Source organism: Kordiimonas lacus, assembly GCF_001550055.1.
Lineage (GTDB): Bacteria > Pseudomonadota > Alphaproteobacteria > Sphingomonadales > Kordiimonadaceae > Kordiimonas > Kordiimonas lacus.
This window is the reverse complement of sequence record NZ_LRUA01000004.1, coordinates 79,192-103,143: the sequence shown is the minus strand read 5'-3', so window position 1 is coordinate 103,143 and position 23,952 is coordinate 79,192. Positions and strand designations below refer to the sequence as shown.

At 57.8% G+C, this 23,952-nt stretch carries 23 protein-coding genes; 8 read left to right on the top strand and 15 right to left on the bottom strand.

The window, feature by feature from the left end:
- Nucleotides 1-77: 77 nt before the first annotated feature.
- The 8 genes from KORLAC_RS07095 (at nucleotide 78) to KORLAC_RS07060 (ending at nucleotide 6,343) form a co-directional block, all read left to right on the top strand.
- The gene (locus KORLAC_RS07095) at nucleotides 78-1,058 is read left to right on the top strand and encodes a calcium/sodium antiporter (protein WP_068304893.1); all 981 of its coding nucleotides are present in this window, start codon (nucleotides 78-80) and stop codon (nucleotides 1,056-1,058) included.
- Nucleotides 1,058-1,816, top strand: a complete 759-nt coding sequence (locus tag KORLAC_RS07090) for an SDR family oxidoreductase (RefSeq protein WP_068304891.1) — start codon at nucleotides 1,058-1,060, stop codon at nucleotides 1,814-1,816. The genes KORLAC_RS07095 and KORLAC_RS07090 overlap by 1 nt, the downstream gene beginning before the upstream one ends.
- Nucleotides 1,817-1,819: 3 nt before the next feature.
- A complete protein-coding gene (locus tag KORLAC_RS07085; RefSeq protein ID WP_068304888.1) occupies nucleotides 1,820-2,245 on the top strand; it encodes a dihydroneopterin aldolase in 426 nt (141 codons plus the stop codon).
- Nucleotides 2,246-2,621: 376 nt separating this feature from the next.
- Nucleotides 2,622-4,478 (top strand): excinuclease ABC subunit UvrC, encoded by a 1,857-nt coding sequence (uvrC, locus tag KORLAC_RS07080; RefSeq protein ID WP_068304883.1) that lies wholly within the window; start codon nucleotides 2,622-2,624, stop codon nucleotides 4,476-4,478.
- Nucleotides 4,479-4,556: 78 nt separating this feature from the next.
- Nucleotides 4,557-5,108 (top strand): CDP-diacylglycerol--glycerol-3-phosphate 3-phosphatidyltransferase, encoded by a 552-nt coding sequence (gene pgsA, locus KORLAC_RS07075; RefSeq protein ID WP_068304881.1) that lies wholly within the window; start codon nucleotides 4,557-4,559, stop codon nucleotides 5,106-5,108.
- A gap of 2 nt (nucleotides 5,109-5,110) precedes the next feature.
- On the top strand, nucleotides 5,111-5,362 hold the full coding sequence (gene moaD / locus KORLAC_RS07070; protein ID WP_068304879.1) for a molybdopterin converting factor subunit 1: 252 nt from the start codon (nucleotides 5,111-5,113) through the stop codon (nucleotides 5,360-5,362).
- Between the two features lie 2 nt (nucleotides 5,363-5,364).
- Complete coding sequence (locus tag KORLAC_RS07065) at nucleotides 5,365-5,811, top strand: molybdenum cofactor biosynthesis protein MoaE (RefSeq protein WP_068304876.1); 447 nt, start codon at nucleotides 5,365-5,367, stop codon at nucleotides 5,809-5,811.
- Nucleotides 5,812-5,836: 25 nt separating this feature from the next.
- Nucleotides 5,837-6,343 carry a DUF6265 family protein gene (locus KORLAC_RS07060; RefSeq protein WP_074519495.1) on the top strand — a complete coding sequence of 169 codons (507 nt, stop codon included), beginning with the start codon at nucleotides 5,837-5,839 and terminating at the stop codon, nucleotides 6,341-6,343.
- Between the two features lie 92 nt (nucleotides 6,344-6,435).
- On the opposite strand, the gene ftsZ is transcribed toward KORLAC_RS07060, so the two are convergent.
- The 15 genes from ftsZ to KORLAC_RS06985 all read right to left on the bottom strand — a co-directional run bounded on the left by ftsZ (nucleotide 6,436) and on the right by KORLAC_RS06985 (nucleotide 23,770).
- Entirely contained in the window at nucleotides 6,436-8,121 is a 1,686-nt protein-coding gene (ftsZ, locus tag KORLAC_RS07055; RefSeq protein WP_068304873.1) for a cell division protein FtsZ, read from the bottom strand.
- Nucleotides 8,122-8,195: 74 nt separating this feature from the next.
- The gene (ftsA, locus tag KORLAC_RS07050; RefSeq protein ID WP_074519496.1) at nucleotides 8,196-9,458 is read right to left on the bottom strand and encodes a cell division protein FtsA; all 1,263 of its coding nucleotides are present in this window, start codon (nucleotides 9,456-9,458) and stop codon (nucleotides 8,196-8,198) included.
- A gap of 22 nt (nucleotides 9,459-9,480) precedes the next feature.
- Entirely contained in the window at nucleotides 9,481-10,257 is a 777-nt protein-coding gene (locus KORLAC_RS07045; RefSeq protein WP_068304867.1) for a cell division protein FtsQ/DivIB, read from the bottom strand.
- On the bottom strand, nucleotides 10,254-11,192 hold the full coding sequence (gene murB, locus KORLAC_RS07040; RefSeq protein WP_068304865.1) for a UDP-N-acetylmuramate dehydrogenase: 939 nt from the start codon (nucleotides 11,190-11,192) through the stop codon (nucleotides 10,254-10,256). The genes KORLAC_RS07045 and murB overlap by 4 nt, the downstream gene beginning before the upstream one ends.
- 1 nt (nucleotide 11,193) lies before the next feature.
- Nucleotides 11,194-12,603, bottom strand: coding sequence for a UDP-N-acetylmuramate--L-alanine ligase (murC, locus tag KORLAC_RS07035; RefSeq protein WP_068304864.1), 1,410 nt, complete (start codon nucleotides 12,601-12,603; stop codon nucleotides 11,194-11,196).
- Nucleotides 12,600-13,712, bottom strand: a complete 1,113-nt coding sequence (gene murG, locus KORLAC_RS07030; RefSeq protein WP_068304862.1) for an undecaprenyldiphospho-muramoylpentapeptide beta-N-acetylglucosaminyltransferase — start codon at nucleotides 13,710-13,712, stop codon at nucleotides 12,600-12,602. Before murG ends, murC begins: the two co-directional genes overlap by 4 nt.
- On the bottom strand, nucleotides 13,712-14,863 hold the full coding sequence (ftsW, locus tag KORLAC_RS07025; RefSeq protein WP_068304858.1) for a putative lipid II flippase FtsW: 1,152 nt from the start codon (nucleotides 14,861-14,863) through the stop codon (nucleotides 13,712-13,714). The genes murG and ftsW overlap by 1 nt, the downstream gene beginning before the upstream one ends.
- Entirely contained in the window at nucleotides 14,860-16,224 is a 1,365-nt protein-coding gene (murD, locus tag KORLAC_RS07020) for a UDP-N-acetylmuramoyl-L-alanine--D-glutamate ligase (protein WP_068304857.1), read from the bottom strand. The genes ftsW and murD overlap by 4 nt, the downstream gene beginning before the upstream one ends.
- A gap of 7 nt (nucleotides 16,225-16,231) precedes the next feature.
- Nucleotides 16,232-17,308 carry a phospho-N-acetylmuramoyl-pentapeptide-transferase gene (gene mraY / locus KORLAC_RS07015; protein ID WP_068304855.1) on the bottom strand — a complete coding sequence of 359 codons (1,077 nt, stop codon included), beginning with the start codon at nucleotides 17,306-17,308 and terminating at the stop codon, nucleotides 16,232-16,234.
- Nucleotides 17,298-18,746, bottom strand: a complete 1,449-nt coding sequence (locus KORLAC_RS07010) for a UDP-N-acetylmuramoyl-tripeptide--D-alanyl-D-alanine ligase (protein ID WP_139167657.1) — start codon at nucleotides 18,744-18,746, stop codon at nucleotides 17,298-17,300. The genes mraY and KORLAC_RS07010 overlap by 11 nt, the downstream gene beginning before the upstream one ends.
- 4 nt (nucleotides 18,747-18,750) lie before the next feature.
- Nucleotides 18,751-20,214 (bottom strand): UDP-N-acetylmuramoyl-L-alanyl-D-glutamate--2,6-diaminopimelate ligase, encoded by a 1,464-nt coding sequence (locus KORLAC_RS07005; RefSeq protein WP_068304848.1) that lies wholly within the window; start codon nucleotides 20,212-20,214, stop codon nucleotides 18,751-18,753.
- 10 nt (nucleotides 20,215-20,224) lie between these two features.
- Nucleotides 20,225-21,910: a peptidoglycan D,D-transpeptidase FtsI family protein gene (locus tag KORLAC_RS07000; RefSeq protein ID WP_068304842.1), complete on the bottom strand. Its 1,686-nt coding sequence runs from the start codon at nucleotides 21,908-21,910 to the stop codon at nucleotides 20,225-20,227.
- Nucleotides 21,907-22,299 (bottom strand): cell division protein FtsL, encoded by a 393-nt coding sequence (ftsL, locus tag KORLAC_RS06995; protein ID WP_068304840.1) that lies wholly within the window; start codon nucleotides 22,297-22,299, stop codon nucleotides 21,907-21,909. The genes KORLAC_RS07000 and ftsL overlap by 4 nt, the downstream gene beginning before the upstream one ends.
- Nucleotides 22,299-23,306 (bottom strand): 16S rRNA (cytosine(1402)-N(4))-methyltransferase RsmH, encoded by a 1,008-nt coding sequence (gene rsmH / locus KORLAC_RS06990; RefSeq protein ID WP_068304838.1) that lies wholly within the window; start codon nucleotides 23,304-23,306, stop codon nucleotides 22,299-22,301. The genes ftsL and rsmH overlap by 1 nt, the downstream gene beginning before the upstream one ends.
- Nucleotides 23,303-23,770, bottom strand: a complete 468-nt coding sequence (locus KORLAC_RS06985; protein ID WP_068304836.1) for a division/cell wall cluster transcriptional repressor MraZ — start codon at nucleotides 23,768-23,770, stop codon at nucleotides 23,303-23,305. The genes rsmH and KORLAC_RS06985 overlap by 4 nt, the downstream gene beginning before the upstream one ends.
- Nucleotides 23,771-23,952: the final 182 nt, after the last annotated feature.

Genomic DNA, 23,952 nt, shown 5'->3' with positions numbered 1-23,952 from the left:
TTCTTTTGGGGAAATGAATCCCTATATAAGCCGAAACGGCGTGTTTGGGGCCGGGTAATAAAGGATTCGATCACCGTATGGCTTACATTCAAGTTGTTGCCGGACTGGTATTGTTGGTAGTTGCCGGCGACTATCTCGTGCGTGGCTCCGTATCGCTTGCGCGCCGTGCTGGCGTTTCCAAGCTGATTATCGGATTGACGATCGTCGCCTTCGGCACCTCTGCGCCTGAGCTGGTGGTTGGCGTGGATGCGGTACTGAATGACGCGCCAACCCTCGCGCTCGGTAACGTCGTCGGCTCCAATATCGCCAACGTGCTGTTGGTGGTTGGCCTGCCTGCCCTGATCGCGCCAATGGTCTGTTCTGCGCCGCGCCTTGGCCGCAACCTTGTCTTCATGCTTTTCTCCACCGTGATTTTCATGGCCATGGCCTTTGGCGGTGTATTTGATTGGACCCAAGGGCTTATCCTTCTAGCCTTCCTCGCCCTTTTTATCGGTTACTCGATTGCCCGGCGGAAAGCCTGCCCCATTGAAGCCGCCAAAGAGCTTGAGGAAATGGAAGAGCTTCAGCAAAAGCCTGACAGCTACCGCCTGGCGACCACCTTCGTTGTCCTTGGCCTTGTCGGCTTGATTTTTGGCGCAGACTTGCTGGTGGCAGGTGCGGTTGAAGTCGCACGCGACTTCGGCGTATCAGAAGCCGTCATCGGCCTGACACTGGTTGCCTTGGGCACCAGCCTGCCGGAGCTCATCACGGCCCTTGTCGCCGCCGTGCGCGGCCACTGCGATGTTGCTGTGGGGAACGTGATCGGCTCCAACATCTTCAACCTCTTGTCCATCATTGGTGTCGCCTCATTGGTGGGCCCCATTCCGGTCCCCGACAGCTTCCTGCAGGTAGACCTTTGGGTGATGCTTGGCGCATCGCTGTTGCTGGTGCCATTTACCCGCGCCCGGTCCCATGTGGGCAAAAAGGCCGGCGCCGTGATGGTGCTGCTATATGTTTCCTACGTGGTTTATCTTGCGCAATCGGCTGAGAGTGCCAGCGCAATGGGCATGACCCTCTGATGCGCGCGCCAAGGACAGCCCTTGTTACCGGTGCCAGCCGCCGCATTGGGCGTGCCATAGCCATGGACTTGGCCGCTTATGGTTTTGATGTGGCCGTGCACTACCACGGATCAGAGGAGGAAGCCGAAGACGTTGTCGCCAATATCGAGGCCTATGACGGAACAGCTGTCGCCGTGAAGGCTGACCTATCGGATGCGTCCGAAACAGCGGGGCTGGTGGCTGCGGCTGAAGAGGCACTTGGGAAACCACTGACGCTCCTGGTCAATAACGCGTCCCTTTTTGAGAAAGACGAGGCCCAAACCTTCAGCGCTGAAGCATGGGATGCCCATCAGGCCGTTAACTTGCGCGCACCCGCCATGCTGGCGCAGGCCTTCGCAGAGCGGCTTCCTGAAGGAGCCAAGGGCACGATTATCAACATGATTGACCAGCGCGTGTTGAAGCTGAACCCTCAGTATTTTTCATACACGGCATCCAAATCTGGCCTCTGGAGCCTGACACGAACCATGGCGCAGGCCTTTGCGCCAAACATCCGGGTCAACGCCATAGGCCCTGGCCCGACACTCAAGAATACCCGCCAAACCGCTGAAATCTTTGAAAAAGAAGCGACAAGCACCCCTCTGGGGCGTGGTCCGGACCTGGAAGAAATTTGCGCCGCCGTGCGTTTTCTGCTTGAGAGTCCGTCGATTACAGGGCAAATGCTGGCTTTGGACGGCGGCCAGCACCTGGCTTGGCGTACGCCGGATATCCTGGAGGACTGAGTAATGTCGCACGATGACGCGCTGGTACGATCCAACATACTGCACCTGCCCTTTGCGGATGCAGCCCGCTCTGTTCGTCATGTCTTTGTCCGCGACTATGTCACCCAGGCCGAGATCGGCGTCTGGGAACATGAAAAGGATACCCGCCAGGCTGTCCGCATCAATGTAGACCTTTCGGTTGCCGAAACAGCCGAGCATCACGACGACCAACTGGCCAATGTTGTTTGCTATAACGACATCGTGAACAAGATCCAGGCCATCATCAAAACCGGCCATATCAACCTTGTTGAAACTCTGGCTGAGAAAATTGCCGAAATGGCACTTGGCGACGACCAGGTCATCGCTGCCCGAGTGAAGGTTGAAAAGCTTGAAGCGGTCGAAGGTGCGGCGAGCGTCGGCGTTGAAATCGAACGCCACAAACATCCTTAACCAATTAGTAACAATTGGACTTTTTCGCCTCATGCGTGCCCATCGCACGGGTGAGTTTTGCACATCGAATCAACAGCTGCCATAATGGCTGCCACCAAACAACAAGACAAAATTGTTATGGTGAAAATTAAGTGGTTGACTGGTCCACATTCATTATAAATCAATGACTTAGCGTTTTTGCCCAAAAATTAGGCAAAAAGGAGAAACCCTAGTGTTACAGCGATGTTGCACTTGCATCTACGGTTTTTCCCACAAACTTATCCACAGGTTCGGTGGAAATCTTTTAGACGAATCAAAATGACAAAATCATGTCATTGATTCTCCTGTCTCATTCCGGCACAAGTCCATAAGGTGAACATTAGGGAATATAGTTTTCGTGGTTGAAACAACGCTGCAAATTGGCATCGACACCATCAAGGAACACCTGAAGACGGCACCCACCGCTCCGGGCGTTTACCGCATGCTGAATTCGCATGGTGATGTCCTTTATGTCGGCAAAGCGAAAAACATCAAAAAGCGTGTTACCAGCTACACGCAGGAAAACCGCCTGACGGTTCGCCTGATGCGCATGGTTTCTGCCACCACGGCTATGGTTTTCGTCACTACGCGCACGGAGGCCGAAGCGCTCCTGCTTGAGGCATCGCTGATCAAGCGTTTCAAGCCCCCGTTCAACGTGCTCCTGAAGGATGACAAATCCTTCCCCTATATTCTACTGCGTCAGGACCATGAATGGCCGCAGATCACCAAGCACCGCGGCGCCCGCAAGCACAAAGGCCTCTATTTCGGGCCCTTCGCCAGCGTCTCGGCAGTGAACCGTACCCTGAACACGCTACAGAAGGTGTTCCAGCTTCGCTCCTGCTCTGACGTCACACTTGAAAGCCGCACGCGTGTTTGCCTGCTGTATCAGATCAAGCGCTGCTCTGGCCCCTGTGTCGGCAAGGTTGGCCGCGAGGAATATGACGATATGGTCGGGGAAACCCGGGCTTTCCTCGAAGGCCGCACGTCCGGCATCCAGAAGAAATTTGCTAACGCCATGCAGGAAGCCAGCGACGCGCTGGACTTTGAAGTAGCCGCGGTGTTCCGTGACCGGCTGAACGCCCTCACCCACATCCAGAGCCACCAGGCCATGGTGAACGCGATGGTGGATGAAGCCGACGTGATCGCGGCAGAGGAAGTCGCCGGAACCGTGGGCATTCAAGTATTCTTTTTCCGTGCGGGGCAGAACTGGGGCCACCGGGCCTATTTCCCCAAGCATGACAAAAGCGAAACTGTTGAAGATGTGCTGGCTGCTTTCCTTGCCCAGTTTTACGACAACAAGCCTGCACCCCGCCTGATCCTGCTGTCACATGAGGTTCCGGACCAGGAACTGCTCTCAGACGCCCTGACAGCGCGCATGGAGCGCAAGGTTGCCATTTCGGTACCCGCCAGAGGCAAGAAAGCAGAGGTTATTGGTGAGGCCCGCCGTAACGCCCGCGAGGCACTTGAACGCCGCCTGGCTGAAACCGCCAGCCAGACCAAGCTGCTACAGGGTGTGGCGGACCTGTTTGGACTGGACGCCCCGCCTGAGCGGATCGAAGTTTACGACAACAGCCATATACAGGGAACCAACGCCCTCGGCGGTATGATTGTTGCCGGGCCTGACGGCTTCATGAAAAACAGCTACCGCAAATTCAACATCAAGTCCGACGAGACAGCCCCTGGCGATGATTTTGCCATGATGCGCGAGGTCATGCGCCGGCGTTTCAGCCGCCTTCTCAAGGAAGATGCAGACAAAGGCCGTGGCCATTGGCCTGACGTGCTGCTGATTGACGGCGGCAAAGGGCAACTTTCAAGCGTGATGGAAGTACTGGAAGACCTCGGCGTGTCGGAGGATGTGTGTGTGGTCGCCATCTCGAAAGGGCCTGACCGAAACGCGGGACGGGAGCAGTTCCACATGCCCGGCCGTGACACCTTCATGCTGCCGGAAAATGATGCTGTGCTCTATTACCTGCAGCGGCTGCGTGATGAAGCCCACCGGTTCGCCATCGGCAGCCACCGGGCGCGCCGGTCAGGTGACATCAAAAAATCCCCGCTGGATGGTGTGCCGGGCATTGGCCCCAAACGAAAGAAAGCCTTGTTGCACCATTTCGGCTCAGCCAAGGCCGTGGCGGGCGCAGATGTACGTGACCTTGAGGGCGTAGACGGTATTTCCCGCGCCATGGCCCAACAGATTTACGACCATTTCAGGGATTGATTAAACTACACGCGCAATCATTGACGCCACCGCGGTTTGCGCTATTGTGGCGGCATCACCGCAAGCACAGGACAGCCCATGTGGACTTTGCCTAACATTCTTACAATGTCGCGGATTTTCGTGATACCGGTTCTCGTGGCATCCTTCTTTATGGACCAGCCGCTGGGCAGCCATGTGGCTTTTGCCACCTTTACCCTTGCGGGCATAACGGATTTCTTTGACGGCTATCTGGCACGCGCAACCGGCAGCGTCTCCAAGATCGGTGTCTTTCTGGACCCAATCGCTGACAAGCTGATGGTTGCAGCTGTAATTGTGATGGTGGTCTTTGCCGGCTGGGTATCAGGCCTTCATGTTATTGCCGCCGTCATCATCATGTGCCGCGAACTTCTGGTTTCCGGCCTGCGGGAATTCCTGGCGGGTGCCCAGGTCAGCGTACCGGTGACCATGCTGGCCAAATGGAAAACCACTGTTCAGATGTTTGCGCTCGGCGCGCTCGTGTGGTCCGAAGGGGCGCCAGAATTTGGCCTTCCTGCCCATGAACTCGGCATTGGCCTCCTGTGGATGGCCGCTATCCTAACCCTATATACCGGCTACGACTATCTGCGAGCTGGTCTTAAGCATATGGTGTGACCATGCAGCTTGTTTATTTCTCATGGATCCGCGAACGGGTCGGCAAATCGGAAGAGAGCATGCAACTGCCGGGTGATGTGAAAACGGTGGATGACCTGATCGATCACCTATGCAGCATCAATGAGGTCTACCAGGCCGCGCTTGGCAATAAGTCTGTCGTTCGGGTGGCGGTCAACCAGACCCACGTAAACCTGGACCATCCGGTCACGGATGCTGATGAAGTGGCTTTTTTCCCGCCTGTAACCGGGGGCTGACCATGGCCCGCATTTCGGTTCAAAGAGAAGACTTCCAGATCGCTGACGAAATCGCGGCCCTGAGGGGTGACCGTACCGACATGGGCGCCATCGTCACTTTCACAGGCACCGTTCGCGATATAACGGGTGAGCTGAAGGCCATGACGCTGGAGCATTACCCTGGCATGACCGAAGCCGAACTCGGCCGTGTAGCCGATGAAGCGGAAAAACGCTGGCCGCTTGTGGGCTGCCGTGTCATCCACCGCTATGGTCGGCTGGAACCTGGCGACAATATTGTCTTGGTCATCACCATGAGTGCCCACCGGCACGCTGCCTTTGAGGCCGCTGATTTCCTGATGGATTTCCTGAAATCCCGGGCGCCTTTCTGGAAGATGGAAGAAACCGACAATGGCGGCCAATGGGTCGACGCGAAGGAAAGTGACAGCGACGCCTTAAAGCGCTGGGATTAGAAATTCGAAACAGGTGGAGGCTGGAATGAAATTTATAATAACTGCTCTCGTGTTATTGCTTGCCTACCCCAGTCCCTCTGCCAAGGCGGAAGGCCAAACCCTTACCTTCACCGACGGCATGACGTCACCGCCCGCCACCCTCGAAGAGGCGGCCTGGCTCGCAGGCTTGTGGCGCGGCGAAGCGTTCGGTGGCCAGGTGGAAGAAAATTGGTCCCCACCGCTTGGCGACAGTATGGCCGGCGCCTTCAAGCTGGTGTCGGACGGCAAAGTGGATTTCTATGAACTTGAAGTCATCCGGGAAGTCGGCAATACGCTGATATTGCAACTCAAGCATTTCCACGGCGACCTCAGGGGCTGGGAAGAGAAAGATGAGACAGTCGACTTCCCGCTGGTGAAAGTGACTGAGACTGCGCTGTATTTCGATGGCTTCACCATTGAGCGCGTGAGCAGCGACGCCATGAACATGTATGTCAGGATCAAGGACGGCGACGTCGAGAGGGATGTGCTGTTTGCCTATCGGCGCGTGAAGTAAGCTTCCCGACGCTCCCCCCAATTCGCGAGTTCAGGCGTCAAAGAAAAAGGCCGGGATATCCCGGCCTTTCCTGTTCTGGCTGATACCAGTCTTTATTGGTTGTTCTGACGCCGCAGGAAGCTTGGGATTTCAAGCTGGTCTGTGGCCACTTTCGGTGCAGGCCGCTCGTCCGGGTCAACGCCGCCAACAGCAGGAGCAGCTTCTTCCGCCGCCGGTGCAGCCTCTGCCGTCTGACGACCTGCATCATTTGATGGTACTTCCGGTGCTACCGGTTCGTCAGTAGACCGCAGGCCAGACGTCATCAACTGGAATAGGCTGCGCTTCTGGGGCGCGGCTTCTTCAGCCGTGGTGGGCCTGGCTGCTTCTGGCGCTGGCTCAGGCTTCGCTTCTTGCGCATTTGTATAAGCCGCTTCCTGGTATGCGCTCGGTTGGCGCATTTGCTGTGGGCTGGCCTTCGGCGTCATGGGCGCGTCAGCAATGAAGGTGTCCTCACCTTGTGCCGCAACCGCCTTGGCTTCGATGTCTTCTTCCATTTCTTCATATGGTTCAGACATGGAATGCACCAGGTCATCTTCATCATCAACTGCCGGGTCCTCGGCAGCTTCCATCGATTGCTTCAACGACGACATAGCCGTGATGATATTGTCTTCATCTTCGGTCGCTTCCACTTCAACCGGCTCTGCTTCAGTCTCAGCGGCTTCCTGTGCCACTGCTTCTTCCTGGCCAGCCTCAGCTGCGGCCTCGGGCACCACTGGTGCTGCAGAAACCGGCTCTTCCGTCCGGCGCGGCACGGGAACCGAATATTCGCCTTCGCCGCCTTCGATGCCGGTGGCTACCACAGACACGCGCAGCTTGCCTTCAAGGTCATGATTGAATGCGGAACCGAATACGATCAGCGCTTCAGGATCCACAAGGTCGCGCACCATATTCACGGCTTCATCAACTTCATACAGCGTCATGTCCATGCCGCCCGTAACGTTGATGATGACGCCCTTGGCACCCTGCAGGCTTGCCTCTTCAAGGAGCGGGTTCGAGATAGCCGCTGCGGCAGCTTCCTGCGCCCGGTTCTCGCCTTCGGCTTCACCCGTCCCCATCATGGCTTTGCCCATCTCGGACATAACGGTGCGGACGTCAGCAAAGTCGAGGTTGATCAAGCCAGGCATAACCATCAGGTCGGTAATCCCGCGCACACCAGAGTGCAGCACGTCATCTGCCATCTTGAAGGCGTCAGCAAAGGTCGTGCGCTCGTTCGCTACCCGGAACAGGTTCTGGTTCGGGATGATAATGAGCGTATCAACATGCTGCGCCAGTTCACTGATGCCGGCGTCCGCAATTTTCATGCGGCGACCACCTTCGAACTGGAACGGCTTGGTAACAACGCCCACAGTCAGGATACCGCGTTCACGCGCCCGCTTGGCAATCACTGGCGCTGCACCTGTACCCGTGCCGCCGCCCATACCGGCAGTGATAAAGGCCATGTGACAGCCATTCAACATCTCGTCGATGGTGTCGTGCGCTTCTTCTGCTGCGGCTTGGCCGATTTTCGGCTGTGCGCCAGCGCCAAGGCCCTGGGTGATCTGCACACCCAACTGAATACGGTTGTCGGCTTCGGCGTTTGCAAGCGCCTGTGCATCTGTGTTGGCAACGACAAAGTCAACGCCCTGCAGCTGCGCCCTGATCATGTTGTTGACGGCATTACAGCCCGCGCCGCCAACGCCAACAACCGCGATTTTCGGTGTCAGCTCTGTAAGTTCTGTGTGTTCAAAATCGATAGACATTGCCCAATACCTCCGTTTGATATCTTTGTATCCTGCGACGGCTGTGTTGGCCAGCCTGCAAGCGTTTCTGCCCGTTAAAAATTGTCCCGAACCCAGCGCGAAAAGCGGCCAAACGCCCCCCGCGTGGGTACTGATGATTTCTCTTGTTTCTTTTTCATGGTTTCCAAAACCGGTCGCCGCGCACCGTAAAGCAGCAAACCAACTGCCCCCGCGAATGTTGGGGCCTGCGCCGCTGCCGGCAGCCCGTCAATCAGTTCAGGCCGTCCGACCCGAACCTGGCGCCCCAATACCCGGCTGGCCAGGTCCCGGATGCCTTCCGTTTGTGCCACACCGCCTGTCAGCACCACTCGGCGCCCGGCCACTCCAGAAAAGCCGGACGCATCCAGACGTTTGCCGATGGTGGAAAACAAAAGCTCCAGTTCTTTCTGGATAACGCCCGTCAGTGCGCTTCTGGGCTGGCGGGCAATGGCGTCATCGCCGCCTTCGCCCACTTGAGGCACCTCAATTTCGAGCCGCTCGTCTGCAGGATCAACTGCGGCCGCGCCATTGAAAGTCTTCAGGCGCTCGGCATGCTCGAACGGTGTCAGCAGTGATCGCGCCACTTGCTCGGTGATCTGGGCGCCGCCGATGGGCAGCACTTCAGCATGCACAAGCGCACCCTGGGCGAAAATGGAAATGCTGGTAGTGCCCGCGCCAATATCAATGGCTGCGGCCCCCATTTTGGCTTCGTCCGCCACAAGGGTAGCCAGGCCTGAGGCAAATGGGGTCAACACCACGCCTGCCACATTCAAGTGCGCCCGGCGTACACATGCCTGCAGGTTCTGCAGTGGGCCGTTCGAAGCCGTGATCACATGCAGTGCCACACTCAGCTTCTTGCCGTACATACCCGTAGGCGCCTTGACGCCAAAATTACCGTCCACGGCGAAAGCTGCTGGGAATGCATGCAGGATTTCGTCTTCATCGACATCAACCTGTTCACGCGCCTTGGCAACCGCACGGTCAATGTCAGACTGGCTGACAGCATGACCATCAACATCCACCTGGACTTCGATCACATTGCTTGTGGGCTCACCGCCCGAAAAGGACAGGAATACATCGCTGATGGTGGCACCGGCCATCTTTTCGGCCTGGTCAACCGACGCGCGGATGGCTTTTTCCGTCGCGTCCATATCAACCACAGCGCCCGCAGACACGCCGCCCAGGCAGGCCCGGTTGCCAACACCGCGAACCCGCATGTTTCCATCAGCATCCACTTCAGCAATAAGGCAGGAAATCTTCGCGGACCCGACATCGAGCGCTGCGATCATTCCTTCCTGTGTGCCGTTCACTGCTTTCATGTTTTTTATACTCTCAACATCACTATGTTGCCCAACCGGTGCCGCTCATACGGCGGCGGCCTTCCGGTGATACCCTCAGCACCATGCGGTCAGACAGGCGCATATCAATGACATCGACTTCACGTCCAAGCAAGTGATACTCAGCCTCCAGTGACGCAAATTTCTGCCATGCCTCAGAAGCACTGTATTTGGCTGTCATCTCTGGGAGTTTTACCCGGATACCATTGTCAAAAATCATGTCCCAGCGGCGGTCACCAACGCGTACCGCTGTGCGAACCCGGGACGAGAGTGCCCCTGCAGTATCAAGGAGGGTCTGCAGCTCAGCAATATAGTCTGCCGCACCGCTGCCTACGATCATCATCAGGTCAGAATATTCCACCAGGCCACGTTGGGTGATGATGGTACCTGTTTCATCAATCAGGCTAACCTTGCCACCCTTTTGCCAAAGCGCGTATGGCTGGCGTTCTGTCAACATCACCTTGAGGCCTTCAGGCAGGACCCGCGTAACTTTAGCTTCCTTGACCCAGGGCAGCAGCTCCAGTTGTTGGCGCATGGTCTCGAGGTTCATGGTCAGAAGCGGCACGCCGTCATCCACATCAAGGGCGGCCAAAACATCAGCGCGCTTGCTGCGTTCGATCCCCGAAATCTGCAAGTCACTGAGGACAAAGCCCGCATCGCGTGAGCGCTCTACCACCCAGGTTTCAACCATAGGGGCCAGCCAGGTGCCATAGGCCACTGCGGACGCAAGGAAGCCGAGCGTTAACAACAGTTTTCTACGCTGGACAAGGACGGTCATCATGCGGTTCGTTGCTCCCCTTCTTTACGGCCTATGCGCCGGATTTCCCATTCCAGCTGGACGCCGGTTTCTTCCAGCACCTTGGCGCGTACAGCTTCGCCCAATTCTTCAATCTCGGCCGCTGTTGCCGTGCCGTGGTTCAGCAGGAAATTACAATGCTTTTCCGACACCTGGGCATCGCCAATGCGCATGCCCCGGCAGCCTGCCTGGTCGATCAGCTCCCACGCTTTCATGCCTTCCGGGTTCTTGAAGGTACTGCCACCCGTGCGCGTACCAATCGGCTGGCTTTCCTGGCGTTCTGCCGAGATTTCCTCCATTCGCACCAAAATGCTCGCAGGATCCCCTGTGCGCGCTTGGAAGGATGCGCGGGTAAAAATCAGGTCTTTGGTCTCCGGGTTTGACGACCGGTATCCGAAATGGAATTGGTCAGCGCGCAACTCGTGTTGGTGGCCGTAGCGGTCCACGCCGTGGGCGTGGATCAGCACGTCTTGGATCTCAAAACCGTACGCACCTGCGTTCATCGGCAGCGCACCGCCTACAGTACCCGGTACACCGACCATGAATTCAAGGTCTGTCAGGCCAGCTTTCTGGGCCGCACGTGCAACATGCACATCCATGGCACCCGCGCCGGCTCTCACCACGTCAGCGCGAACGTCAATCTGCGCGAAGGCACGGCCAAGCCGTATAACAATCCCCTCAACACCACCGTCACGCACCAGAAGGTTAGAGCCAACACCGATAACGGTGATCGGCACGAACCCCGGAACATGACGAAGGAAAGACACTAGGTCAGCTTCATCAGCGGGCTCGAACAAGACATCCGCTGGACCACCGGTTCGGAACCAGCTCAGGCGGGACAATGGCGCATTTTCAACCAGCCTGCCCTTCACATGAGGCAGGTTATCGATGAACGGCATATGTTTTTCCTGAGCAATCATCTTACGTCTCCAGCGCTTTTAGTGCGGTTGGCAAATCGTTGGCCCACTTGCTGATGGAGCCAGCCCCAAGGCACACGACAACGTCACCCGCCGAAACGTGGCGCTTGACGGCGGCGGCAAGGTCGCCTTCTCCATCAATGAAATCCACCTGGCGATGGCCGTGCACGCGCAGGCCTTCCACCAAACTGTCACGGTCAGCCCCTTCGATGGGCTGTTCACCCGCTTCATAAACCGGGGTCACGATCACCGTGTCGGCGTCGTTGAAGCAGGTACAGAATTCTTCGAACAGGCTTTTTAGGCGGGTATAGCGGTGCGGCTGCACCACAGCCACAACACGGTTATCGAAGCTTTCGCGTGCAGCCTTCAGAACGGCTGCGATCTCAACCGGGTGGTGGCCATAATCATCGATGATGGTCACACCGCCCACTTCGCCTGTTTTGGTGAAACGCCGCTTGACGCCACCAAATGTTTTGAAGGCAAGGCGAAGCGTCTCTTCGTCCACCTGCATCTCAAGCCCCACGGCAATAGCCGCCAGCGCGTTCTGGATATTGTGGTTGCCCGGCATCGGCAGGCTGAAGCCCGTTATGGTATGCACGTCGCCCGTTGCCCGGTCGCGTACCGCCACATCAAACGCCGCCACGCCCTTTGAAGCAGAAATATTCACTGCCCTCACGTCTGCCTGTGCCGACATGCCGTAGGTTACAAACCTGCGGCCCTGAAGGTGGCTGATCAGCCCCTGCACTTCCGGGTGGTCGACACACAGAATGGCCGCGCCATAGAAAGGAACACGGTCAAGGAACTGCTTGAACGCTTCCTTTTCAGCCTCGAACGTGCCGTAGAAATCCAGGTGTTCAGCGTCCATGTTGGTGACAACCGCGATTGTAGCCGGCAGCTTGACAAACGTTCCGTCACTTTCGTCCGCCTCAACGACCATCCAGTCACCTTCGCCCAGTACCGCGTTGGTGCCGTAGCTGTTGATGATGCCACCGTTGATCACCGTTGGGTCAACCTTCGCAGCTTCCAAAACGGCTGCCACCATCGAAGTTGTGGTGGTCTTGCCGTGCGTGCCCGCAACAGACACACACCACTTGAGGCGCATCAGTTCCGCCAGCATTTCGGCCCGACGCACAACAGGTATCGTCCGCTCGCGCGCGGCCATGACTTCCGGGTTGTCGGCCTTGATGGCGGTTGAAACAACGAGAACCTGGGCGTTTTCAACATTTTCGGCACACTGGCCAATCTTGACGGTGATACCCATTTTCTGGAGGCGCTGGACGTTGGCGTTTTCGCTGATGTCTGACCCCTGCACGCTATAGCCCAGGTTATGCATCACTTCTGCGATGCCAGACATGCCGATCCCGCCAATGCCTACGAAATGAACCATGCCAATGTCGAACGGAATGCCCTTCATTTTGGCGCCTCACTTTCTTCACTGATACTGACAACAATGGAAGCCAGGCGTTCGGCAGCATCCAGGCGGGCAACCATGCGCATACCTTCGGACGCATTCCTCAGGTCACTCATGTCTGTCAACAGATGCTCAAGCTTTTTCGCCAGCGCTTCCGGCGTGAAATCATCTTCCTGCATCACCCAGCCACCGCCTGCTTCTGCAATCGCAGCTGCGTTTGCGCTTTGATGATCGTCTGCGGCGATTTTAAGCGGCACCATGATGGCCGGGCGGCCCATGGCCGCCAGTTCGGAAATCGTGGACGCGCCAGACCGGCAAATCACCAACTGTGTCCTGAGCAGAAGCGAACCGACATCCTCGAAATAATCCTGCACACGGGCACGTACCCCAATATCCTCATAGGCAGCAATCACACGGCCCACATCTTCCGGGCGGGCCTGCTGTGTCATCTCAATCCGCTGACGAATATCTTCCGGTAGCAGCGCGAGAGCCGCAGGCACAACGTCAGACAGGATGCGTGCACCCTGGCTTCCGCCGATCACGAGAAGTCGTACATCACCAAACCCAAGCGGCACGGCATAGGCAATGTTTGAAAGCTTGGCGATCAGTTGCCGCACTGGATTACCTGTGACTTCCGTATAGGCCCCTACTGGCACCTTGGCCGTATCCTGAACTGAAAGCGCCAGCACACGGGCATCTTCAGCAACAAAACGATTCACTCGCCCCAGCACTGCATTCTGTTCATGCAGCACAAACGGGATTTTCAGGCTGCGTGCCGCCAAAACGGCAGGCAGGCTTGGATAGCCGCCAAATCCCACCACCACAGTTGGCTGTGTCTTTTTAAAGCGGCGGCGCATCTGCAGCGTGCTTTTGAGGATACTCAGCACCGACCTGATCTTGCCAAAGATGCCGCCGCCCATATGGCTCGCGGTCTTGAGCACATGGCGGTCTACGTCCACGAGTGCATTTGAAATACTGTTACCGCGGGTGTCTGTCACCAGCGACACCTGATAGCCATCGCGCACCAGAACGTCAGCAACGGCCTCAGCGGGCATCATGTGCCCGCCGGTGCCACCAGCTGCGAGAACGATATTTGGAGCGCGCATCAACATTACTCGGCAGCCCTCCACCCCATGGGGTCAGACCCCGGCCGGATAAACCGGTTGCGTTTCGTGAGCGCCAGCATCATGCCCATGCCGATGGCAAGCGCGAGCATCGACGACCCACCATAGGAAATGAATGGCAGTGTCATGCCCTTTGAAGGCAACAGGGCCAAATTCACACCCACATTGATCAGCGTCTGCAGGCCAAACTGCATGATCAGTCCCGCCGCCGCCAACAGGCGAAACGGGTTTTCCTCTTCGAGGAGATGTGCAAGGCCGCGCACCACAATACCGGCAAACAACACCAACAAGAGCACACAGGCAATCGCGCCGAACTCTTCGCCGACCACAGCAAAGATATAATCCGTGTGGGCATCAGGCAGGTGCAGCTTCACTGCGCCCTCGCCCGGCCCCTTGCCCAGCATGCCGCCAGCCTCGAAGGCCTCCATGGCTTTGTCGGTCTGGTATGTGTCACCGCTTGCAGGGTTGATGAAACGATCGATCCGGCTGGCCACGTGTGGCAACAGCGCATAGCCAACGCCAAGGCCCAGCACACCAACGCACCCGGTCAAAACCATCCACATCATGGGCAGGCCCGCGAGTGCCATCTGGGCGAACCAGACCGTGCTGATCAGAATTGTCTGACCAAAATCAGGTTGCAGGATCAAGAGGCTGACAACCAACAGATACAAACCAAGAGCAACCTGCTTAGCTGGAATCTTCTCGTCCGAAAAATGTGAGGACAGTACCCATGCCGTGGAAACGATGAAAAACGGCTTCATGAATTCACTGGGCTGCAGCGTGTAGCTGCCAATCTGCAGCCACCGGGTCGCACCCTTGATTTCAGGTCCGATCACAAGCGTTGCAAGCATCAGCACCAGCATCACCGGCAGGCCAATTACCGCCATGCGGCGCACCATGGTAGCTGACATCAGGGACACCACAAAAACGGTCCCGAGCCCCAGAGTCATGAACACAGCCTGGCGTTTGACAAAATGCATGGCATCCAGGCCAAGGCGTTCTGCCACTGCCGGGCTTGCCGTCAGCGTAAGCCAGATACCGACACCGGCAAGCGCCAGCACAAGGGCCAGCATCCAGCGGTCAACGGTCCACCACCAGCGGGACAGGACGGAATTATCGGTGCGAGAGAAAGCGATCATTTGGCATCTCCCTGCATTAGCGCATGCACCGCAAGGCGGAAAGCCTCGCCCCGGGCTTCAAAATCCGTGAACTGGTCAAAGGCCGTGCAAGCGGGAGACAGCAGCACAACGTCACCCGGCTCAGCGTCTGCTGCGGCCTTCTGGACAGCGTCAGCCATATCGCGGCAATCCACATATGGGATAGTTTCGCCGAGGTCATGCACCAGCGCGTCAGCAGCTTCGCCCAAAAGATAAGCTGTTTTCACACTGCCTACAAAAGGAAGTAGCCCCGCAAAGGACTTGTCTTTCGGCCGGCCGCCCACAATCCAGCGAATGCTGCGATAGGACGCCAAAGCGCGACTGGCAGCGTCCACATTGGTAGCCTTGGAATCGTTCACATACCGCACGCCATCAACTTCCCCGATCAGCTCCTGCCTGTGGGCAAGGCCAGGGAAGCTTTTGAAAGCTTCAAAGATGTCACGGGCTGCCAGACCAAGCGCGCGACCTGCTGCATATGCCGCCGCCGCATTCTGCCAATTGTGGGCGCCCTTCATGGTGGGCAAGCTTGTCAGGTCGCCAACAATCTTTTGGTCACCACCTGTATCATCCACCAGCTTGCCGTCAGCTACATAGACACCACCCGGCATCTCATTTGTGCTAGCAATGCGCACGATAGGCGCTGCGAGCGCTGCTGCCATATCTGTGGTGGCAGCATCATCCTGCCCGACAATTGCAGCGGCGCCTTTGGCTTGCATATCAAATAGGCGTTTCTTAGCAGCCGTATAGCCGGCCATATCACCGTGGCGATCCAGATGATCGGGTGTCAGGTTCAGAAGGATTGCCACGTCAGCCTGGAAGTTCTGCGTCAGGCCCAACTGAAAGGACGACATTTCGAGGACATACACGCCGCCTTCTTCAAGTGGGTCAAGCGAAAGAACACCACGACCGATGTTGCCGCCGATGGCGACCGGCAGACCGCAGCTGGCCACCATATGGCCAATCAGCGCCGTCGTCGTGGACTTGCCGTTGGTGCCAGTGATGGCCACGGTGCGGTGAGCCGGCAGGCTTTCCCGCGCGGCCTGGAAAATATCGAAATCGCTGATCAACGGCACGCCTGCAGCCTTTGCCTTCTCCACAAGCGCGTGAGGCTTGGGATGCGTCAGCGGCACACCAGGCGCCAGCATCAGCGCGGACATGCCAGTGAAGTCCGCCCGGTACAGGTCTTTTGCGAAGCTGCCAACCTGATCGCGACGTTCCACCGTATCGTCCCATGCAAGCACGTGGGCGCCAGAGGCCGCAAGGGCGTCAACAGCTGCAATACCGGTTCGGGCCAGGCCGAACACGCCAACTATCTTGTCCTTATATGTTGGTGCCGTAATCAAGTCGCCCTTACCTCAGTTTCAGCGTGGCCAGGCCCGCGAGCGCCAGCACGATGGCAATAATCCAGAAGCGGATCACAATGGTTGGTTCCGCCCAACCTTTTTCTTCATAGTGGTGATGCAGAGGCGCCATGCGGAAAACCCGCTTGCCTGTCAGTTTAAAACTGATCACCTGGACAATCACCGAAATGGTCTCCAGCCAGAACAGGCCGCCGATGATGCCCAGCACGATTTCATGCTTGATCACCACTGCAATGCTGCCCAGCATGCCGCCAAGCGCCAGCGAGCCTGTGTCACCCATGAACACCATGGCGGGCGGCGCGTTGAACCACAGGAAGCCGAGGCCCGCGCCAATCATGGCAGCGCACAGAACGGTCAGCTCCCCTGCCCCGCCTACATAAGTGATGCCGAGATAGTCGGCATAAACCGTGCTGCCAACCATATAGGCGATAAAACCAAGGGCGGCGCAGGCAATGATCACCGGTACGATCGCCAGACCATCAAGGCCATCAGTCAGGTTCACGGCATTCCCGGCCCAGACCATCACCAGCATGGCAAACGGCACATAGAAAATGCCCAGGTTCACCAGGAAGTTTTTGGCAAATGGCAGCGCAAGTTCCGTCCCGTCGGATGAAGAGAGCCACCAGGCCACACCGCCCGCGATTGCGAATTCAAGCAGAAGGCGGACCTTGCCGGATACCCCACCCGTGGTGCGTTTTGTTACCTTGAGGTAGTCATCGACGAAGCCGATCGCCCCAAAACCGAGGGTTACGATCATAACGGCCCAAACATATTTGTTGGAAAGATCAGCCCACAGGAAGGTGGAAATCCCGAGCGCCAACAGGATCATGAAGCCGCCCATGGTGGGCGTACCCGCTTTGGCGACAATATGGCTCTGCGGGCCGTCTTCGCGGATGGGTTGCCCCTTTTTCTGCTTGGTCTTCAACCAGCGAATGATCATCGGGCCAAAGATGAAACAGATGATCAGCGAGGTCACAACGGCCCCGCCGCTCCGGAACGTGAGGTAGCGGAACAGGTTGAAAATACCGCCCTGGTCGGCGTATTGGGCAAGCAGGTTATAAAGCATTGGCTACTCCCGCCACTCGCGTGGCGTCTTCCCGGATTTCCTGATTATTCTGCTCCAGCAGCAATTCGACGAACTTTGCAAGGCCTGCGCTGTTGGCGCCCTTTACCATAACAGCGTCACCATCCCGCAAGTCGTTCAGCAGTTGGTTGGCGCCGTCAGCAACGGAATTGCACGCAACTACGTCAACACCGGCCCTCTTGGCAACATTTGTGATCTCTGGTCCGAAAGAATAAATCTTGGACACACCGAACTTTTCGATATCTTTGGCCAGTGTCTGATAGACCGCCTTGGCTTCATCGCCCAGCTCGCGCATATCAGCAAGCACAGCAATTCGACGCCCGAACTGGCTGAGCGGCACCAGGGACAGGCGGCGCAAGGCGGCCTTCATGCTCAGTGCGTTGGCATTATAGCTGTCGTCCAGCAAGGTTGCCTGCGCGTAAGGCAGTTTCAGGGTGTGCGTGCGACCGCGCCCAGGTTCTGCCTCCAGAGCGGCCAGCGCCATCGCTGCATGGCCCAAGTCACCCCCGGCTGCCTTGACAGCCGCAAGCACCAGAAGGCTGTTCTGCACCCATTCGCGTCCTGCCTGGCCGATTTTATAGGTGATCGGTGTACCGGCGATCTCTGCGGTCAGGCAGGTACAATTGTGGTGTTCAGTCATTCGAAGCGGACGGACATCCGCATCCCCAGTCACCGAAACAGTAACAACCTCATGGCCTGTTTTTTTGGCGAGCTCGACAAGCGTATGAGCATAGGGGTGGTCGATATTGATAACAGCAACGCCGCCATCCGCCAGACCTTCAAAAATTTCGGCCTTGGCCCCGGCAATCGCTTCAACGTTCGAGAAGGCCTCTGTGTGTGCGGCGCCAACACCGGTGACAACCGCCACATGCGGGCGCACCAAAGTTGTATTGTGGCGGATTTGGCCCGGCCCGCTCATACCCAGCTCGAAAATGCCGAAGCGGCTGGTGCGGGTCATGCGGGCAAGCGACAAGGGCACACCCACATGGTTGTTGTAGCTTTTGATGCTGGCGTGCGTGCTGTCCACCCGTTCAAGCGATTTCCTGAGCGCATGTACCACACTGGTTTTCCCGGCACTGCCGGTCACCGCGATAATCTTTGCTGGAGCCCTGCGGCGAGCTTCAGCTGCCATCAGGCGCAGCGATTCCAGCGTATCGGCCACATGAACAAGGCGTGTGTCGCCCAAGTCAAAACCATCCACGCTTTCGCTCACCAGCGCTGCAACGGCACCGCGGGCAAATGCGTCAGCCAGATAGCTGTGACCGTCCTCAAACTCGCCCTTCAGTGCCACAAACAGGTCACCAGGCATCACCTCACGGCTATCTGTCTGCACGCCGTCAGCGTACCATGGTCGCGCATTCAGGCCGCCACACATGGCTCCCAGTTCCGCCGATGTCCATAATGGCTCTTTAATAAACACTCTCTCAGCCCCCGCTTCCTGCACCCTGAGCGGTCAGGATTTCCCTGACCGTCGTGATATCGGAGAAAGGCACCACGATCTCCCCAACCGTTTGGCCTTCCTCATGTCCCTTGCCGGCAACAATCAGCATATCGCCCGCATCAAGCGAGAGGATTGCTGTTTCAATTGCCTTTGCCCGGTCGCCGATCTCAATGCCTGATGTGCAGGCAACCTTGATCTCGGACCGGATGGCGGCCGCGTCTTCGCTGCGCGGATTGTCGTCGGTGATATACACCTCGTCCGCAAGCTCAGTGGCGATGGCCCCCATTTGTGGCCGTTTTCCGGCATCGCGGTCCCCACCGCAACCGAATACGACCTTCAATTTATTTGGTTTATGTGACCGCGCGGCCTTCAGGACCGTGCGCAGGCCGTCTGGTGTATGGGCATAATCTACAAACACAGCGCCGCCTGTGGCACTTTCGCCGATCAGTTCCATCCGGCCCGGTACACCTTCAAGGCCCTCAAGCGCCTTCATGACCAGGTCGGCGTCGCCGCCGCATACAATCACGAGGCCTGCAGCCACCAACGCGTTCTGGGCCTGGAAAGCCCCCACAAGTGGCAAGTGAACCCTGTATTCCTTGCCGCCGAACAAGGCGTCGATGGTTTGCCCTGTTGCTGTCACGTCCTGCCTGAGAAGGCGCAATACCGCTTTTTCGTGGAAGCCAACCGTCAGGATACGCAGGCCGCGCGCCCAGGCGATGTCTTCCAGTATAAGCCCCCAGGGATCATCCACATTGATCACGGCGCCCGCCCCAGGCGCCAGAAGTTCACCAAACAGGCGCGCCTTGGCATAAAAATAGCCCTGCTCCGTACGGTGATAATCCATATGGTCGCGCGTCAGGTTGGTGAAAGCCGCCGCCTGCAAGCGCACACCGTCCAGCCGGCACTGGTCCAGACCGTGGCTTGAAGCTTCAATCGCCGCATGATCCACGCCCTTGTTTGCAAGCTCAGTCAGCACCTCGTGGAGAGCCATCGGGTCCGGTGTTGTCAGGCCACCTGGGCGTTTCACGGAAGTTGAGCGCACCCCGAGCGTACCAATGCTGGCCGCCTCGAACCCAATCGCCTGCCAGATCTGGCGCGTGAAATCAGCGACTGATGTTTTGCCGTTGGTACCAGTAACCGCCACCTGCGTTGCGGGCTGCGCCCCATAGAATCGCGCCGCCAACTCAGCATAGCGGCGGCGGGGGTTAGCGTCGTCTATAATGGGGACGCCTCCCCCCTCTACCGATGCTCCCTCGGTCGTCAGTATGGCGGATGCACCCGCCTTTATTGCGTCGTTGATGAACTTGCGCCCATCAACTTTTGAGCCCGGCAATGCAACGAACAGGTCTCCCGGTTGCACACGGCGACTGTCCACGGTCATACCGGTGATGGTTACATCCCCGGCCACGCGGCGTCCGCCCAACAGTTGTGCAAGCGTTACTGTCATTGCCCCTTCCCTAGTCCTCTTCGATCATAAGGGCGACCTGTTGGTACAGGCCTTCATCTTCCCGTTTCGGCGCCACCCCAAGCAGAGGGGCGGAGCGCAAAATTACATTTTTCACCACAGGTGCCGCGACCCAGCCGCCCGAGCGATAGCCAAAAGTTTCCTTCGTGCCGCGCGGCTCATCCAAGAGCGCGAACACCACATATTGCGGATCGTCCATTGGGAAAACGCCGACAAAGGAAGAAATCAGCGCTTTTCTGTCATACCCGCCAGCAACGGCCTTCTCTGCCGTCCCCGTTTTGCCACCAACACGGTATCCAACAGCCTCCGAACGGCCGCCGGTCCCCTTGGTGACGGCGAGGCGCAGCAACTGCCGGATCTTCCGGCTTGTGTTCTGGGAGATCACTTGCTGCCCCTGCCGCCAATTGTCATCGTTGTGGGTGAGTGTGGCAGGAATAAGCCGCCCGCCGTTCACCATTGCGGCAATACCGTTGACCAACTGAACCGGGCTGACGGCAATGCCGTGACCATAGGAAATTGTCATGGTCGAGGACTTGCGCCAGGTTGCCGGATAGATAGGGCTGCCTACCTCCGCAAGCTCAAGATTTGTTGTGTCCAGGAAGCCCAGATCACGCAGGAATTTCTGCTGACGCTCCGCCCCGATGTCCAGCGCCATTTGCGCCGTCCCGATGTTGCTGGAATAAGCGAAGATCTCAGGCAGCGACATATAGCGCGCCTTTGGATGGTCGTCGCGAATTGTAAAGCGTGCGATCCGCAGTGGCTTGGTCGCATCATAGCCGTCTTCAAGGGTTGCGATACCCTGATCCAGCGCTGCCGCGAAAGTAAAGGTTTTGAAGGTGGAGCCAAGCTCATATACGCCCTGTGTTGCGCGATTGAAGCGCTGCTGGCTGGCCACGCCCCGGATATCGTTGGGGTCATAATCTGGCAGGGAAGCCAGCGCAATTACCTCGCCTGAGTTCACATCCATCACAATGCCGGCGGCACCGATGGCGCGGTGTGCGCTCATCGCCGCTTCCAACTCATCCGTCAGCGCATATTGCACGCGGATATCGAGCGCCAGCTTGATCGGCTCATCAGTCCGCCCAGCGTCATTCAGCCGGTCATTGAAGAAATATTCAACGCCGCCAAGGCCGTTTCCGTCCACATCCACATAGCCGAGTGCGTGGGCCGCCAAGCGACCGTGCGGGTAAACTCGTTCTTCCTCGCGCTGGAACTGGAAGGCCGGAACACCAAGGGCGTTCACTTCCCACTTTTCGCGCGGGCTGAGCTTCCGTTTCAACCAAACGAACTTACGATCCGACGACAGCTTTTCCTCGACCTCTGACAGGCTGAGGTCCGGTAGCACCGCAACAAGGCGCGCCGCCACATCTGCCGGATTCTTGATCTCGGATGGGTTGGCGTACAGTGAAGAGGTTTCAAGGTTTGTCGCGAGTACTTCACCGTTGCGGTCCAGAATGTCGGCACGAGCCACCTTCACAGGCGGAATCACAATCTGGCGCTCCGCCACCTGCTTGGTTTCAGGTGTCGACAACCCAAGCTCGACGGTGCGGATCACCATCACAGCGAAGGCCGCAAAAAACAGCAGAACCGCAACCATCAACCGGTTGCGGGCAACATCAAGCGCGCTCTTGCGCTCCCCTTCCAGGGACAGACGCTGATATGCCGTCGTCGCACTCACAAACTTTGTCCTTTCTTGTCTTCGTCAGCTTTGTCGTTTTTCGGTTTCTCTTCAGGCTTCGCCCGGGTTGGCAGCAGCACGCCCGGATCCTCGCCCGCCTCAACGCCCTTGGGACGGAACGGAATACGGGTGATGTCCGTCACCACCTGTTCTGCATTCGGCGGCATCAAGGCCAGGAAGCGGATGGATTTTTCCTGCAGCGACCGCGGCGTGGTCAGGAACGCCCACTCAGCCTCCAGAACCCGGATCGCCTCCCGGTCCTCGTGGATTTTTTGGGCCAGTGCCTCGACCGCTTCGGCTTTTTCCTGCACAGCCAGTTTCAACTGTAGGACAGCCGCGCCAGACGCCAACGCCGTTACAGCCGCACAAATGGTGATCATCCGACGCATCAGCCCCTCCCCTTCGTGACCGGCGCCCGCGCGGGGGCTTCGGTACGGATAGCGTGGCGAAGCCGGGAAGAGCGCGCGCGTGGATTAACTTCCAGCTCTGCGCCTCCCGGTTTCACCGCTCCCTTGTTCTTTTGCTCGAATGTGGGCGCAGGCCCTGCGGATACCGGCCCTGGCATATGGCGGCTACCACCGCTCGCGCGACCACTGCGTTCAGCCATGAAATTCTTGACCATGCGGTCTTCAAGCGAATGGAAGGACACAACAACCAGGCGGCCACCCGGCTTGAGCACCTGTTCCGCGCCTTCAAGGCCACGCTCCAGCTCGCCAAGTTCGTCGTTCACATGAATGCGGAGGGCCTGGAAGGTGCGCGTAGCCGGATGAACCGACTTCTGCCCTTTGCGCTGGGGCGGACGGCCAATGACCCGCTCGATCATGTCGGCCAATTGCTTGGTGCGAGTAAAGGGGGTCGTGGCGCGATCTTTGGCGATCGCCGCCGCAATACGGCGCGACTTCCGCTCTTCCCCAAATTCATAAATGATGTTGGCCAAGCGCTCTTCTTCATAGGTGTTGACCACATCGGCCGCGCTTTCGCCTGACATGCCCATGCGCATATCCAACGGGCCATCTCCCATGAAGGAAAAGCCGCGCTCGGCTTCGTCAAGCTGGAAGGAGGACACGCCGATATCCAGCATCACGCCATCAACGCTTTCCACGCCCGCATCTGTAAGCAGCGACCGCATGTCACCGAAGCAGCCTTCAAGGATATCGAACCGGTCACCGAACTCAGCCCGGAAGGCTTCGGCGCGCTTGATCGCATCCGGGTCACGGTCAATCGCGATGACCTTGCAGTTGGCCGCAGCCAATACGGCACGCGTATAGCCGCCGGCCCCGAAGGTGCCGTCCACATATACGTCACCGTCCCGGGGCGCCAGCGCCTCAACAACTTCGCTCAATAGAACAGGGATATGTCCGGTGTGATGATTGGCGTTATTGGAGGCGGCAATCATGCCTGCCCCCCGCCGCCGAAGGGCGGCAAGTTGGGCGCGGTCTCGGAGGCAAGCGCCAACTGTTCTTTTTGGTGCGCTTCATAGGCTGCCGTGTCCCAGATCTGGAACTTGCGCCCCAAACCAACAAAGGTGGCGCTACCGTCGATCCCCGCGAACTCGCGAAGTTCAGCCGGCAACATGACACGGCCCTCGGGGTCGAACTGAAGCTGGCTGGCACCGGCGAGGATGGCGGTGGCGACAGACATTTGGTCGGGGTTGAAGGGCCCAAAGTCGCCGTAGAGCCGGTCAGACAGCTGTTCAAGGAAGGCCATGTCCGCGCCTTCGATGCACGGAAGATTGAGCGGACGATACACGACAACACCAGGGAAATGGCCGCCAGAAACAGCCGAACGGAAAGGCGCAGGAACGGACACACGTCCCTTCTTGTCGACCTTGTTTTTGAATGTGGACAGGAAAAATGCCATTGCCCATCAGCCCCCGTTCTTCTCCCCCCGCCGCACGCCGCCAAACGATAGACAGGCATTCGGATCGTCATCCGAACCTATTTGGGATATCATGGGTAAACATAGTTGGTCAATGGGATTACATGGGAGCAAGTGAAGTTTCTTGGGTACCCGAAACGACCGATTCGACCCAATAAATCAAA

Bases quoted from the DNA above. Each gene is read 5' to 3' on its own strand.
- KORLAC_RS07065 (WP_068304876.1), top strand. From the start codon at position 5,365: ATGGCCCGCATTTCGGTTCAAAGAGAAGACTTCCAGATCGCTGACGAA.
- KORLAC_RS07005 (WP_068304848.1), bottom strand. From the start codon at position 20,214: ATGACAGTAACGCTTGCACAACTGTTGGGCGGACGCCGCGTGGCCGGG.
- KORLAC_RS07095 (WP_068304893.1), top strand. From the start codon at position 78: ATGGCTTACATTCAAGTTGTTGCCGGACTGGTATTGTTGGTAGTTGCC.
- KORLAC_RS07090 (WP_068304891.1), top strand. From the start codon at position 1,058: ATGCGCGCGCCAAGGACAGCCCTTGTTACCGGTGCCAGCCGCCGCATT.
- ftsL (WP_068304840.1), bottom strand. From the start codon at position 22,299: ATGCGTCGGATGATCACCATTTGTGCGGCTGTAACGGCGTTGGCGTCT.
- rsmH (WP_068304838.1), bottom strand. From the start codon at position 23,306: ATGATTGCCGCCTCCAATAACGCCAATCATCACACCGGACATATCCCT.
- KORLAC_RS07085 (WP_068304888.1), top strand. From the start codon at position 1,820: ATGTCGCACGATGACGCGCTGGTACGATCCAACATACTGCACCTGCCC.
- murG (WP_068304862.1), bottom strand. From the start codon at position 13,712: ATGTTGATGCGCGCTCCAAATATCGTTCTCGCAGCTGGTGGCACCGGC.
- KORLAC_RS07060 (WP_074519495.1), top strand. From the start codon at position 5,837: ATGAAATTTATAATAACTGCTCTCGTGTTATTGCTTGCCTACCCCAGT.
- pgsA (WP_068304881.1), top strand. From the start codon at position 4,557: ATGTGGACTTTGCCTAACATTCTTACAATGTCGCGGATTTTCGTGATA.
- ftsZ (WP_068304873.1), bottom strand. From the start codon at position 8,121: ATGTCTATCGATTTTGAACACACAGAACTTACAGAGCTGACACCGAAA.
- KORLAC_RS07045 (WP_068304867.1), bottom strand. From the start codon at position 10,257: ATGATGACCGTCCTTGTCCAGCGTAGAAAACTGTTGTTAACGCTCGGC.
- murB (WP_068304865.1), bottom strand. From the start codon at position 11,192: ATGATTGCTCAGGAAAAACATATGCCGTTCATCGATAACCTGCCTCAT.
- murC (WP_068304864.1), bottom strand. From the start codon at position 12,603: ATGAAGGGCATTCCGTTCGACATTGGCATGGTTCATTTCGTAGGCATT.
- ftsA (WP_074519496.1), bottom strand. From the start codon at position 9,458: ATGAAAGCAGTGAACGGCACACAGGAAGGAATGATCGCAGCGCTCGAT.
- moaD (WP_068304879.1), top strand. From the start codon at position 5,111: ATGCAGCTTGTTTATTTCTCATGGATCCGCGAACGGGTCGGCAAATCG.
- KORLAC_RS06985 (WP_068304836.1), bottom strand. From the start codon at position 23,770: ATGGCATTTTTCCTGTCCACATTCAAAAACAAGGTCGACAAGAAGGGA.
- mraY (WP_068304855.1), bottom strand. From the start codon at position 17,308: ATGCTTTATAACCTGCTTGCCCAATACGCCGACCAGGGCGGTATTTTC.
- ftsW (WP_068304858.1), bottom strand. From the start codon at position 14,863: ATGATCGCTTTCTCTCGCACCGATAATTCCGTCCTGTCCCGCTGGTGG.